Below are 13,223 nucleotides of genomic sequence, written 5' to 3'. Positions count from 1 at the left end.
GACTAGACGGCTCCCAGGCTACGCCGTACCGATCCCGCAGGCATTTCCGCCTCGGTCCCGTGGCCGGTTTCACAGAAGATGCCAGAAGTTCAGCAACGCCTGCGCGCACCGTGTCGAACTGGTAACACCCGGCCCGCGCACGGCCGGTCGCCGAGGGTGACGCCCGACCCCGGAGCGGCCAGCCTGTCACTGCCGCTCCGGGGTCGCAGACGCCATCAGGCGATGTCGCGCCGCCGGGTGAGCAGGACACCGGCGATTCCGCTGACCAGCGCGTAGCCGATCAGCACCAGGGCCCCGACCCACCAGGACGGTGTGAACTCCGAGGTGCCCTCCGTGATCATGACCTGGGATGCCACAGCGGGCCAGATGACCTGCCACTTGAGCACCGCCTGGCTGTCGAGCACGTTCGACAGGAGCAGGAACAGCAGACCCACCACCTGGGTGCCGATCAGGTAGAGCACCGCCGCCGTGATCACCGCACCGAGCTGGTTGGTGATCAGCGTGCCGATGCCCACCCCGAGGATCGTCCAGATGGCGTAGGCCAGCAGGTTGAACAACAGCGCCCGCTGCACCGGCCACTCGCCGAGCTGAGTGCCGTAGTCGTTCGCGGACAGGAAGATCGCGCCAGCGGCCAGGTCGATGAGCGTGGTCGCCAGCCAGAACATGAAGCCGAGCAGGCTGGCGGCGACGAGCTTGCTGACGATGACCGACGTACGCCGGGGAGTCGTCAGGAACGTCGTGGTCGCGGTCTGGTGGAAGAACTCGTTGGTGACCATCAGGATGCCGATGAGCATCACGAACATCAGCCCGAGGTACTGGCCCGAGGTGTAGAGGTTCGCCGCCTGCGCCGGCGCGGTCGCCTGCTCGGCGCTGACGCCGATGTCCTCGGCGTCGCCGCCGAGCGTCGTGACGGCCAACCACGCGTTGATCGCGAACGCCAGGGCGATCGAGAGGAACGCGCCGAGGGCCAGCCACCACCAGGTGCTGGTGGTACGGATCTTGAGTAGCTCGGATCGGACCAGGTTCATCGGATGCCCGCCTTTCCGGCCGTCAGCTCCAGGAAGACCCGTTCCAGATCGGGCCGTTCGGTGGTCAGTTCGTGCAGCTCGACCCCGGCCGCGAGGGCGGATCGGCCGATCGTCGGGGCGTCCACCCCGCCGACCAGCAGCACACCCTGCTCGTCGGTCTCGATGGTCGCCGACTGCGCCTTGAGGGCGGCGGTCAACGCCTCGGCCTGCGGGGTGCGGACCCGGACCCGGGCGCCCTGGGCCATCGACCCGAGCACCTGGTCGACAGGACCCTGCCGGACCAACTGCCCGGCCGCGATGATCACCACGTCGTCGGCGAGGAGCTGCATCTCCGACAGCAGGTGGCTGGAGACCAGCACCGTACGACCCTCGTGGGCGAGGTTCTTGAGGAACCCACGCATCCACCGGATGCCCTCCGGGTCCAGCCCGTTGGCCGGCTCGTCGAGGATCAGCACGCGGGGGTCACCGAGCATCGCGGCGGCGATGCCGAGCCGCTGCTTCATGCCCAGCGAGTAACCCTTGAACTTGCGCTTCGCCGCCGGGGTCAGCCCGACCAGGGCCAACGCCTCGTCGGCCCGCTGCTTGGGCAGCCCGGCCGCCGCGCAGATGACCCGGAGGTGGTTGATGCCGGTGCGGCCCTTGTGCGCGCTGGAGGCCTCCAGCACCGCGCCGACCTGCCGCAGCGGGGTGGCGAGGTCGGCGTAGCGCTGGCCGCTGATGGTGGCCGTGCCGGCGGTCGGCGTGACCAGATTCAGCAGCATGCGCAGCGTGGTGGTCTTGCCTGCGCCGTTCGGGCCGAGGAAGCCGGTCACCCGTCCCGGCGCCACTGTGAAGGACAGGTTATTCACCGCCCGGACGTTCTTGTACTGCTTCGTCAGACCGGACACCACGATCTGACCGTCGCTGGTGGGGCTTCGCTGCCCGTCAGTCATCGTTCTCCTCCCGTGTGTGGCGTCGAGGTACGCCGTGGCACAGCGTGACGGCCCGTGGCAACAAGGTCAATCAGGCGCGGTCGCTACGTTTGCCTCCGTCGCGGGGCGGACGCGACTCATCCCTGCGGACGACGGCCCGGGTTCAGCGGGCGATCCAGGTTGCCCGCGCCGCGCCGAGCAGCGACCCGTCCGGGCCGTACAGGCTGGTGTGCACCAGCGCCTTGCGTCCATCGACGCGGCGCAACGCCCCGGTCACCACGCACTCGTCGCCCGGCCCGGGCAGCGCCGCGACCTCGGCGGCGATCCGGCCCAGCAGGTACGGGCGGCCCGGCGCGAGCACCGCCCAACCACCGGGACAGTCCAGCGCGGCCCAGACCGTGGCAGCGCTGACCTGTGCGGGCGCGCGGAACGGCGCGGCGGTCCGGCCATCGGGCAGGCGGCCAGGGAAGATCCGCAGCCCGTCCGCCCGCTGCGGGCCGCAGACGTAACAGCTGGGGAACGGATGCTCGACCAGGCCGGGGTAGCGGGCCGCGGCGGCCACCGCCGTCTCCAGGTCGACAGGGGGTACGACGGCATCGATCACCCCGGCCGGGCGCACCTCGGCCACCAGCTCGCCGGCCGGGTCCCGGACCTCGCCGTCGACCAGGATCAGCTCGGTGTCCAGCGGTGGTGGCCGGCGCAGGGTCACCTCGACCGGCCCGCTGCCGTCCGCCTCGGCGGCGAAGATCCCCGCGCTCCAGCCGCCGTTGCCGGAACCGGTGGGCCCGTTGTAGCGGGTTTCGATGCGCATCGTCGACCTCCGGTGGTGCGTGTCGGCGCCGTCGCCGGCCTGGTCCGGCAGCCTCGCACGGTCTGCGCCGGGCGTCGCTAGCGGTCTCGCCTGCCGGCGTTCATCCGATCGACACCAGTGGTCCCCGTGGATGGCAACCCGGGCACCTACACAGATCCCATGGCCGTTCTGCATGCCGCTGGCGCACCCCTGAAGACCAGCGGATACACCCTGCTGATCGCCGACGACCCCACCCAGGTCGCGGCCGCGCAACGCCTGCGCCACGAGGTGTTCGCCACCGAGCTCGGCGCCACCCTCCTTCCCGGCGAGGCCGGATTGGACGTGGACCCCTTCGACGCGTACTGCGATCACCTGATCGTCCGCGAGGACAGCACCGGCGAGGTGGTCGGCACGTACCGGCTGCTGCCGCCGGGGCGTACGACCCGGCGCTACGCCGAGGACGAGTTCGACCTGAGCCCGCTCGACCCGCTCCGCGACGACCTGGTCGAGGCGGGTCGGTCCTGCGTGCACCCGGACCACCGCTCCGGCGCGGTGATCAACCTGATGTGGGCCGGCATCATCCGGTACCTGCACCTGCGCGGCTCCCGCTGGCTCGGCGGCTGCGCCTCGGTGCCGGTGGCTGACCGCGGGCGGACGGTCGCCGAGGTGTGGACCCAGGCCCGGGCCCGGCACCTGTCGCCGCCGCCGCTGCGGGTCCGTCCGTTGCGGCCCTGGTTCACCGAGGCGGCTGCCGCCGGCCCGGTCGCCGCAGCCCCGGCCGGGCGGGTGGCGGTTCCGCCGCTGCTGCGCGGCTATCTCCGGCTCGGCGCGTGGATCTGCGGTGAGCCGTCGTACGACAGCGACTTCGGGTGCGCCGACTTCTACGTCCTCTTCTCCCTGGACCGGATGAACCCGCGCTACCTGCGGCACTTCCTCGGCGGTGAGCAGCGGTGACCGCGGTGTCGCGCGACCTGTGGCGGCCCTCCTCGGGCTGCGGCGACGACTGTCTGCCAGCGGCCGGTGAGGTGCCCACGGTGCCGGTGGCCCGCCGGGTGCTCCGGCTGGTCGCCGCGCTCGGCATGCTGCTGGCAGGGATCCCGGTGGTGGCGCTGCTGCCAGTGCTCCCCACTCGGGAACGGCGGGCGCTGCTCAGCGGCTGGGCGCGGGCGACCGCGCGCGCCTTCGGCGTCCGTCTCGTGGTCCGGGGTCGGTTGCCCCGGCGGCGCGCGCTGCTGGTCGCGAACCATGTCTCCTGGCTGGACATCCTCGCGGTGCTGGCGGTCGCGCCCACCCGGATGGTGGCGAAACGGGAGATCCGCTCCTGGCCAATAGTCGGTCTGCTGGCAGCGGCGGCGGGCACCGTCTTCGTGGACCGCGCCCGACCTCTGGCGCTGCCGAGGACCGTCGCCCGGGTCGCCGAGGCGCTGCGCGCCGGGCGGTCGGTGGCGGTCTTTCCGGAGGGTACGACGTCGTGTGCCGGGATCGGTTCCACCGACTGCCGCCCGGGGGGTGGGTTCCGGCCCGCGACGTTCCAGGCGGCCATCGACACGGGCAGCCCGGTGGTCCCGCTGCGGCTCACCTATAGCTGTGCGGCCACCGGGTCGACCACGACGGCCGCCGCCTTCCTCGGTGCGGACACCCTGCTGCGTTCGGTGGCACGGGTGGTCGCGGCGCGGGAGCTGGTGGTCTCGGTGACGATCGCCGCCGCGCTGCACCCGGCTCGTGACGCCGACCGGCGGTTGCTGGCCCGGGCCGCCGAGTCGGCAGTACACCTGGTGCCGACGGCGGGTGCGGTGGCGCGGGCCCGTCTGCGGCCGGTGCCGACGGTGACCCCAGCCGTTTCCGCGCCGGCTCCGCTTGCCGATCGGGAGCTGGACCTGGCGGCCTGAGAGGGAGCATCAGCTGCGACACGTTGGCCTTGCCCCCGTGATGTCCACCACGTCGAGCGACACGAACAGGCCCCTCAGCGTCGCGCTGAGGGGCCTGTTTGCCTGCTATGTCAGGCGCGCTTGGCGAAGCCGACGAACGACTTCCAGGTCTGCGGGTCGAACGTGAGCGCCGGGCCGGACGGGTCCTTGCTGTCGCGAACGGCCACGACGTTGGGGAGGTTGTCGGCGACCTCAACGCAGTCGTTGCCGCTGGTCCCGCTGCGAGTGGACTTCTTCCACGTAGCGTTACTGAGATCCATGTTGGCTCTCGACTTCCTTCATCAGCTTGATGGACTGCTGCCGGGGAAGCGCCTCGTTGCGGATGCTCTCCCACCTCGCTAGCAGCGTAGCCACATCATCCTGCACATCGACCACAGTCCCGGTCAGTTGACTATCGAGTTGCCCCACCCAGCCGCCGTCACCGCCCATGGCCAGGGCCAGCGGGCCGCACCATCCGACATGGAGGCCGGTGCTCGACGGGATGATCAGGATGTGCACGTTCGGCAGCTCGGCCATCTTGAGCAGATGCGCAAGCTGCTCCCGCATGATCTGATCGCAGTGGCGTAGAGCCACCTCATCGACCACTGCGACGACCTGCGGCGGGCTGTTGCTGGTCAGGATCTCGTGCCGTTCGAGGCGACTCTGGACTAGCCGGTCGACCTCCTCCTCCAGCCGGTGGTCATCGAACCGGAAAATCCGGCGTGCGTAGGCCGCAGTCTGGAGCAGGCCAGGGATCACGGTCGGGTTGTAGTAGCGGAGCTGCTTGGCGTTGCGCTCGGCATCCAACCACGGCATGAACCAGGATGGCTCCCCGTCCCGCTCGGCGAGCTTGAGCAGGGAGACCAAGAGCTCTCCGGTCTCAAGCACCTCGTCCGCCCGCGTCAAGAACAGCTTGTCCAGCGGGCGTTGGCCCAGCTCAACGGCCGAAACCTGCGAGCCGCTGTAGTTGACCCGCTTACCGAAGTCCTCCTGACTCAGGCCCTTACTGGCTCGCGCCCGCCGTAGCTGGGCGCGAATCAGATCGGCTGTCGGCTCACCTTCCACAACTCCTCCTCAGATTCCCGGGCCTCGCTACGACAAGCCCGGGACCTCCCCGGGATGGCCGGCTCAACAGTCCCGTCGACCGGACTTCTCCCTGGTCGGCATCTATCTATTCCGACACTAGCGGTGTCCTCACCAGACTGTCACCAAGCGGATACGCCTCGGTCCTTCCGGTGAGTTAAGGGCAGATCCGCTTGGGCCGTCGCCCGTGGTCACGACGGCTCGGGGCCGCTCTGCTCCCCCCGTGGCAGAGCGGCCTCACCCCGAGAATTCGGGGCCCGGGTCGTGGAGGGACATGCAGCTCGCGGCCCGTCTCCGTGCAACAGGCAGGAGGGGTGCATTCGTGGACGACGACGATGCCGACCTGGTCCAACCACGACACAGGCCGCACCGATCGAGGCGCTTTCCTGGGGGCCGGGAGTGTGCCTGCCCCTCCTGTCGCACCGCTCGTAAGCCGAGTCGGGCGACCGGCTTCCCCGAGCAGCCGAACGACCGCTTCGGACCATCCCGCACGGGCGGCTTCGTGCCGCCCTTCAACCCCGCGTGGAACGAGTCAACGCAGATCAACTGACGGTGGCCGTCAAGCTACGAACCCCACGGCAGGAGTCGACATGACACTCAGCACTCAGATCCATCCGCCGAAAGCTGGCCCAGCGGCCAACCTTCCGAGGTCCCAAGCCGGGCCGACTCCGCACACTCCGCTGCGCCCGATGTGGTGCTGCCGAGCGGATGGGCAGCACTGGCCATGTGGCGATGCGAGGCTGCGGCTCAAGGCCGAGTTCGGTGACAACCCCATCGGCCTGGCGATCTTCCTGGTCGGCATGTACTACGAGGCGACCAAGGATCTCTACCACCTGAACCCGCACGACGGGCCCAGCCCGACCGACCTGTTCCAGCGCTTCGTCGCCTGGGGCCCGTACCGCAAGCCAGCCGTCGATCTCCCCACGACGGCCGGCGGCTCATAGATTCCCGCTGGTCGGAGTGGTACCGGCTTATACCTCTGAGTCATGAATATGACTCAGAGGTATAGCGCTCGCGGAGGTGCATCCGGCCGCCGGCCCGACCAACTCGCGACAGTCTTGTGGTGTCGCGATGTATCGCGTTACATTCTCCTCAGGTTCGGCGTGCCTCCCGCGCGTCGTCGAGAGGGGGACGCCATGGCCGGATGGACGGTCGAGAGCCCGCAACGGCTCACACTGGACGCTCCGGTCGTCCGGCTGGACGTGCGACTGATCAGTGGGCGGCTCAACGTGGTCGCCACCGACGGGCCGACCCGGATCGACGTGACCCAGGTCGGCCGTCGGCCGATCCTGATCGACCACACCGACGGTCGGCTCAGCATCCGCCAGGAGCGCGGTCGGGGCTGGTCGGACGTCCTGCGCTGGTTCCGGATGATCCACCGCTATCCCCGGGTGGACGTCTCCATCGCCGTGCCCGCCGACGTCCTCGCCGACCTGGGCCTCGTCGCGGGCTCGCTGGTCGCCTCCGGCCTGCGCCGGCAGACCACCGCCAACGTCGTCGCCGGCCAGATCACCCTGATGGGGCTGCGCGGCAGCACCTCCGCGAAGCTCACCTCGGGGCCGGTGGAGGCACTCGGCGTCCGCGGTGACCTCACAGTGGAGACGGTCTCCGGGGAGGTGATCCTCGCCGACAGCGCCGCCGACCGGGTGCGGGCGCAGACCGTCTCAGGTCAGATCACCTGTGATTTGGACAACCCCCGGCGCAGCGAGATCCGGTTGACCACCATCTCGGGCAGCATCACCGTCCGGGTCCGTGCGGACAGCGACCTCGCCGTCCAGCTGAACACCGCCTCCGGCCGGATCACCAGCGGCTTTCCGCAGCTGCGCACCTCGACGTTCCCACTGCCCAGCAGCGAAGGGGTGCTCGGCGCCGGCGACGGTAAGCTCTGGGCTTCCGCGACCTCGGGGAGCATCGCCCTGCTCGCCCGAGCCGTCGACGACGATGCAGAGGAGCTGCCGTGACCGCCGTGTTCAGCCACGGGCGGCTCCGGCTCTACCTGCTCAAGCTCCTCGACGACGGCCCGAAGCACGGCTACGAGCTGATCCGCCTGCTGGAGGACCGTTTCCTCGGGCTGTACGCGCCCAGCGCCGGCACCATCTACCCCCGGCTGCAACGCCTGGAGGTCGAGGGTCTGGTCAGCCACACCGCGGCCGGCGGCCGCAAGACGTACGACATCACCGACGCCGGCCGGGCCGAGCTGCGCCAGCGGGCCGGTGAGCTGGCCGCGTTGGAAACGGACATCGCGGCCTCCGTGGCGGACCTCTCCAGCCTGGCCGGCGAGATCCGCAGCGAGGTACGCGGATCGGCACGCGACCTCAAGCGGGAGCTGAGCGAGGCCACCCGGCAGACTCGGCGGGCCCGCTGGGAGGCGCCCGCGCCGCCGCCCCGGCCGGCGTCGACCACCGGGCCGCAGGCCGAGCTGCTCGACGAACTCGACAAGCGGCTGGCCGCGTTCACCGTCGAGGTGGGCCGGCTGATGCGCGCCCGACAGTTCACCGACACCCAGCTGCGCACCGCGATCCGGCTGCTCGACGGCGCCCTGGACGGGCTGCGTCGCCTGCTGCGCTGACGGGCGTCGCCGGGAGTCGCCGGGCGTCGGCGACTCACAGCCTTTTTGCAGGAAGCGTCCAGCGCTGGCGCAGTGACGTCACCGATGATGGGCGCATGCCCGCTACCCAGACCGAGGCGCGACTGCTTGTCGTCGAGGACGACCCCAACATCCTCGAACTGCTCTCCGCGAGCCTGCGGTTCGCGGGCTTCGACGTGGCCACCGCGACAAGTGGAAGCGCGGCGCTCAACGCCGCCAAGGACCACCGGCCCGACCTGGTGGTGCTCGACGTGATGCTCCCCGACCTGGACGGCTTCGAGGTCATCCGGATGCTCCGCGAGGGCGGCACGCGTACCCCTGTGGTGTTCCTGACCGCCCGGGACGCCACCGACGACAAGATCCGTGGGCTGACCCTGGGCGGCGACGACTACGTCACGAAGCCGTTCAGCCTGGAGGAGCTGACCGCCCGGATCCGCGCCGTGCTGCGCCGCACCACCACCGGCGAGCAGGCCCCGTCCCGGCTCACCTTCGCCGACCTGGAGTTGGACGAGGAGACCCACGAGGTGCACCGGGCCGGCCAGCGCGTGCAGCTCTCGCCTACCGAGTTCAAGCTGCTGCGGTACCTGATGCTCAACGCCAACCGGGTGCTGTCCAAGGCGCAGATCCTCGACCACGTCTGGAACTACGACTTCCGGGGCGACGACAACATCGTCGAGTCCTACATCTCGTACCTGCGGCGCAAGGTCGACACCACCCAACCCCGGCTGATCCACACTCTTCGCGGCGTCGGGTACGTCCTGCGCAAGCCGGCGGCGTGAACGCGGTCCAGCAGGCGAAGGGACGGGTGCGCAGCGTTCCGCTGCGGGTGAAGCTGGTCACCTCGGTGCTCGCGCTGGTCGCCGTCGCGCTTCTGGTGATCAGCTCGCTGACCGCGTACTTCCTTCGCAACTACCTGGAGGGCCAGGTCGACGGGCAGGTCCGGTCGACAGCCCAGGGCCTCGGCCAGGTGCTTCTGAAGCTGCGCAGCGGTGAGGTCGGCGCGTTGCTGCCCAGCGACTACGTCGTGATCGTGGCCGACGAGCGGCGGGTGTACGACCCCCTGTACGACAAGCGCAACTTCGACCCCGCGCAGCTACCCACGTTCCCCGCCAGCCGCAAGGACTTCGAGGCGGCGGAGGGCGAACCGCGCACTGTCGTCTCACACGATCGCCTCACCCGGTGGCGGGTCTACTACGCGGCTCAACCGGACGGGTCGGTGCTGGCAGTGGGTCAGCCGCTGACCGAGGTGGACCGGGCGGTGAAGCAGCTCGTCTGGATAGACCTCCTGGTCGGTGGCGCAGTGCTGATCATGCTGGCCTCGGTCGGCGCGGCGATCGTCCGGACCAGCCTCAAGCCCCTCGTCGAGATCGAACAGACCGCCGCGGCGATCGCCGGCGGTGACCTGACCCGCCGGGTGCCCGACCCGGAGGAGGGCCAGGCCGAGCCGACCTCGGAGCTGGGCCGGCTCTCCCGCGCGCTGAACGCGATGCTCACCCAGATCGAGGCGGCGTTCACCGCCCGAGCCGCGTCGGAAACCTCGGCCCGGTGGGCGGAGAGCGCCGCCCGGGACGCCGCCGCCGCCGCTCAGGCGTCCGAGGCGCGGGCCATCCGCTCCGAGGAGCGGATGCGGCAGTTCGTCGCCGACGCCTCGCACGAGCTTCGGACGCCGCTCACCACCATTCGTGGCTTCGCCGAGCTGTACCGGCAGGGTGCGGCAAGTGCGCCGGAGCAGACCGCCGGCCTGCTGCGCCGGATCGAGGACGAGGCGGCCCGGATGGGGCTGCTGGTGGAGGATCTGCTGCTGCTCGCCCGGTTGGACATGGAACGGCCGCTCTCGCTGACCCCGGTGGAGCTGCCGGTGCTCGCCTCCGACGCGGTGCAGGCGGCGCGGGCGATGGCGCCGGACCGGCGGATCGAGCTGGAGATCGCGCCCGAATCCGGCCCGCTCGTCGTCTCCGCCGACGACGCCCGGCTGCGGCAGGTGATCGGCAACCTGGTCACCAACGCGCTCACCCACACCCCACCGGAGGCCGAAGTCCGGGTACGGCTGCGCGCCGAACCGGGTGACTTCGCCGTCGTGGAGGTGGTCGACACCGGTCCCGGCCTCTCGGCCGAGCAGGCGGAACGGGTCTTCGAACGGTTCTACCGGGCCGACGCGGCCCGTACCCGGCGGGCCGACGGCAACACCGGCACCGGCCTCGGCCTGGCCATCGTGGCGGCGCTGGTCGCCGCCCACCACGGCTCGGTCGAGGTGGCCGAGACGCCCGGCGGTGGTGCCACCTTCCGGGTTCGGCTGCCGTTGCTGCCACAGGTCGACGGAGCGGGCGAGTGACTTTCAGCCAACTTCCAGGACGGTTCCAGGTTGATTGCAGTGCGGAGGGAGAAGGTAGTCCCATGACCGAGTTCGAGTCCGACCCGCAGCGCCGGCCGGCCCCCACCGACGCCGAGCCGTCGCACCCCACCGCCGAGCTGCCGCGAGACGAGCGCGCGCAGTCCGACTCCCCGACCACTCCCGTACCGGTCGTCTCGACCGGCGGCGACCCGACGGTCGCCTCCACCACCGGTGACGCGGAGGCCACCGCCGTCACCCCGACCGCCGCGCCGGTCGGGTACCCCGGTTCCGCCGCGCCCGCCGGTCAGCCGGCCGCCGCTCAGCCGACCGGATACGAGCCGTCGACCGGCTACGAGCGTCCGGCCGCCGCCGCGTCCGCGCCGCCGTATCCGGTCTCCGGTCACCCGGCGCCCGGCCAGCCCGGCTACCCGCAGCCGGCCGCCGGCCACTACCCAGGTGCCCAGTGGTACCCGGGTCAACAGTCCGGCTGGGCCGGCGGGGGCCAGCCGGGCATGCCGTACGCCCAGCACCAGCAGCACCCCGGGCAGCACGCCCAGCACCCCGGACAGCACCCGCACCACCCGGGCCAGCCGGTCCCGCCGTGGGGCCCGCAGGTCGCGCCGCCCGGCAGCGGCCCCCGGCCGGGCCGGATCGCCAAGTTCGCCGGTGCCGGTGTGGCGGTGTTCGCCCTGATGCTCGGTTCCGGTGTTGCCGGTGGGGCGCTCGCGCTCGCCCTCGACGGTGACGGTGGCGGCATCACCCGCACCTACTCCGCGGCTCCCGTGATCAATGGCGCCGACCTGCCGAAGATCGCCGCGTCGGTGCAGGACAGCGTCGTATCGATCACCACCGGCAGCGGTGAGGGCTCCGGGGTGGTGCTCAGCGCCGACGGGTACGTGCTGACGAACAACCACGTTGTCGCGTCCGCCGCCGGCGACGCCGTGCGGGTGGTCTTCGCCGACGGCAAGACCGCCGACGCGAAGATCATTGGCACCGACCCGAAGACCGACCTGGCAGTGGTGAAGGCCAACGGGGTGAGCGACCTCAAGCCGGCCAAGTTCGGCGACAGCGACGCCATGCAGGTCGGCGACCAGGTGCTCGCTTTGGGCAGCCCGCTCGGTCTGCAGGGTTCGGTGACCTCGGGCATCCTCAGCGCCCGGGACCGCACCATCCGGGCCGGTGAGGGTCAGCCGCAGGACCCGACCCAGCAGCAGGGCCAGCCGGTCAGCTCGATCTCCGGCCTGCTCCAGACGGACGCCCCGATCAACCCCGGCAACTCCGGTGGCGCGCTGGTCAACACCCGGGGCGAGGTGATCGGCGTCAACACCGCCATCGCGACCTCCGGGCAGAGCACCGGCAACATCGGTGTCGGGTTCGCCATCCCCAGCAACAAGGCCAAGGACGTCGCGGGCAAGCTCCAGCGTGGCGAGAAGGTCAGCCACCCGTCGCTCGGAGTCGGCGTCAACCAGGCCGAGGGCGGCGGCGCCCTCGTCGCGTCGGTCACCCCGGGCAGCCCGGCGGAGAAGGCCGGCCTCCAGCGCGGCGACGTCGTCACCCGGTTCGGCGACAAGCCCGTCAACGACTCGGACGACCTGGTCGGCGCGGTGCAGGCCGGCAAGGTCGGCGACCGGGTCGAGGTCCAGTTCAAGCGCAACGGTGTCGAGAAGACGGAGACCGTGACGCTCGCCGAGACGTCCTAACCAGCTATGTGAAACCTGCTTCCTTCCTCCGGCGGCGGGTGGCGGGGCCGAGGGGGTCGGCTCCGTCACCCGCCGCTCTTTTCCGCCCAGACGGCGGTTCACCCGGATCGGGTGAACCGCCGTCACCCGTTTGCCCGGCAGGTTCGGAGGGCGACGACCGGAACCGGGGGTGAGGTGCCATGACCGAGGTGGTGGGTGTCCGCGACGACCAGCGGATCCAACGCGACGTTCTGGCCGAGCTGGCCTGGGACGCCCGGCTGCGACCGAACGAGATCGGGGTGACAGTCGACCAGGGCGTTGTCACCCTGACCGGATTCGTGGACGGTGCCGCCCGCGGCTGGGCCGCGACGCGGTGCGCGCAGCGGGTTCGCGGCGTACGGGCGGTGGCCGACGAGATGGAGGTGCGGCTGCCCGGCACTCCGGGGCGTACCGATGCCGAGGTCGCCAACGCCGCCACCCGCGCCCTGGAGTGGGACAGCTTCGTGCCCGCCGAACGGCTGGACGTGACAGTGGCGAACGGCTGGCTGATGCTGCGCGGTGAGGTCGAGTTCGGATGGCAGCGGCGGGCCGCCGAGGGCGAGGTGCGCCGGCTCGACGGCGTACGCGGGATCACCAACCTGATCGAGGTACGACCCGCGGCGCCACCGGATGCCGAACGGCTGCGGCGCGACGTCCAGCGGGCGTTGCTGCGCACGCTCGGCGGCGAGCGGGTGAGCGTCGAGGTGGACGGCGACACGCTGGTCCTCGCGGGCGTGGTCCGTTCCTGGTGGGAACGCGATCAGGTCGAGCGGGTGGCGTGGTCCGCGCCCGGGGTGCGGGTGGTCCACGACCAACTCCTGGTGGGCGGGTGATCGTCCGCCATGTCCGGTTTACCTGGGACGCCAC

Annotated in this window: 14 protein-coding genes; 9 read left to right on the top strand and 5 right to left on the bottom strand. The window is 71.1% G+C overall.

The genetic code is table 11. From position 1 onward, the window contains the following. Positions 1–215 precede the first annotated feature (215 nt). The 3 genes from NIE111_RS28835 to NIE111_RS28825 form a co-directional block, all read right to left on the bottom strand. Complete coding sequence (locus NIE111_RS28835; protein WP_238687419.1) at positions 216–1,028, bottom strand: ABC transporter permease; 813 nt, start codon at positions 1,026–1,028, stop codon at positions 216–218. Continuing rightward, positions 1,025–1,960: an ABC transporter ATP-binding protein gene (locus tag NIE111_RS28830; protein ID WP_091406038.1), complete on the bottom strand. Its 936-nt coding sequence runs from the start codon at positions 1,958–1,960 to the stop codon at positions 1,025–1,027. The genes NIE111_RS28835 and NIE111_RS28830 overlap by 4 nt, the downstream gene beginning before the upstream one ends. Before the next feature lie 142 nt (positions 1,961–2,102). Beyond that, positions 2,103–2,750, bottom strand: a complete 648-nt coding sequence (locus NIE111_RS28825; protein ID WP_238687418.1) for a hypothetical protein — start codon at positions 2,748–2,750, stop codon at positions 2,103–2,105. Between the two features lie 159 nt (positions 2,751–2,909). Between NIE111_RS28825 and NIE111_RS28820 the strand changes: the two genes are divergently transcribed. Then, positions 2,910–3,683: a GNAT family N-acetyltransferase gene (locus NIE111_RS28820; protein WP_238687417.1), complete on the top strand. Its 774-nt coding sequence runs from the start codon at positions 2,910–2,912 to the stop codon at positions 3,681–3,683. Continuing rightward, the gene (locus NIE111_RS28815; RefSeq protein WP_238687416.1) at positions 3,680–4,618 is read left to right on the top strand and encodes a lysophospholipid acyltransferase family protein; all 939 of its coding nucleotides are present in this window, start codon (positions 3,680–3,682) and stop codon (positions 4,616–4,618) included. Before NIE111_RS28820 ends, NIE111_RS28815 begins: the two co-directional genes overlap by 4 nt. Positions 4,619–4,728: 110 nt before the next feature. On the opposite strand, the gene NIE111_RS28810 is transcribed toward NIE111_RS28815, so the two are convergent. Both NIE111_RS28810 and NIE111_RS28805 read right to left on the bottom strand, forming a co-directional pair. Then, positions 4,729–4,917 (bottom strand): DUF397 domain-containing protein, encoded by a 189-nt coding sequence (locus NIE111_RS28810; RefSeq protein ID WP_238687415.1) that lies wholly within the window; start codon positions 4,915–4,917, stop codon positions 4,729–4,731. Next, positions 4,904–5,701, bottom strand: coding sequence for a helix-turn-helix domain-containing protein (locus NIE111_RS28805; RefSeq protein ID WP_238687414.1), 798 nt, complete (start codon positions 5,699–5,701; stop codon positions 4,904–4,906). Before NIE111_RS28805 ends, NIE111_RS28810 begins: the two co-directional genes overlap by 14 nt. A 608-nt stretch (positions 5,702–6,309) precedes the next feature. Between NIE111_RS28805 and NIE111_RS28800 the strand changes: the two genes are divergently transcribed. The 7 genes from NIE111_RS28800 (at position 6,310) to NIE111_RS28770 (ending at position 13,189) form a co-directional block, all read left to right on the top strand. After that, positions 6,310–6,663, top strand: a complete 354-nt coding sequence (locus tag NIE111_RS28800) for a hypothetical protein (RefSeq protein ID WP_238687413.1) — start codon at positions 6,310–6,312, stop codon at positions 6,661–6,663. A gap of 192 nt (positions 6,664–6,855) precedes the next feature. Then, positions 6,856–7,680, top strand: coding sequence for a DUF4097 family beta strand repeat-containing protein (locus tag NIE111_RS28795; RefSeq protein WP_238687412.1), 825 nt, complete (start codon positions 6,856–6,858; stop codon positions 7,678–7,680). Then, positions 7,677–8,288, top strand: coding sequence for a PadR family transcriptional regulator (locus tag NIE111_RS28790; RefSeq protein WP_238687411.1), 612 nt, complete (start codon positions 7,677–7,679; stop codon positions 8,286–8,288). Before NIE111_RS28795 ends, NIE111_RS28790 begins: the two co-directional genes overlap by 4 nt. 95 nt (positions 8,289–8,383) lie before the next feature. Beyond that, on the top strand, positions 8,384–9,085 hold the full coding sequence (locus NIE111_RS28785) for a response regulator transcription factor (protein WP_030336721.1): 702 nt from the start codon (positions 8,384–8,386) through the stop codon (positions 9,083–9,085). Further along, positions 9,082–10,638: a sensor histidine kinase gene (locus tag NIE111_RS28780; protein WP_238687410.1), complete on the top strand. Its 1,557-nt coding sequence runs from the start codon at positions 9,082–9,084 to the stop codon at positions 10,636–10,638. Before NIE111_RS28785 ends, NIE111_RS28780 begins: the two co-directional genes overlap by 4 nt. A 62-nt stretch (positions 10,639–10,700) precedes the next feature. Continuing rightward, a complete protein-coding gene (locus NIE111_RS28775) occupies positions 10,701–12,338 on the top strand; it encodes a trypsin-like peptidase domain-containing protein (RefSeq protein WP_238687409.1) in 1,638 nt (545 codons plus the stop codon). Positions 12,339–12,517: 179 nt separating this feature from the next. Further along, positions 12,518–13,189, top strand: a complete 672-nt coding sequence (locus NIE111_RS28770) for a BON domain-containing protein (RefSeq protein WP_238687408.1) — start codon at positions 12,518–12,520, stop codon at positions 13,187–13,189. Positions 13,190–13,223: the final 34 nt, after the last annotated feature.

It is taken from the genome of Micromonospora hortensis, from assembly GCF_022230935.1.
Lineage (GTDB): Bacteria > Actinomycetota > Actinomycetes > Mycobacteriales > Micromonosporaceae > Micromonospora > Micromonospora hortensis.
The sequence above is the reverse complement of the archived record's forward strand: the minus strand, read 5'-3'. Positions and strand labels throughout refer to the sequence as shown.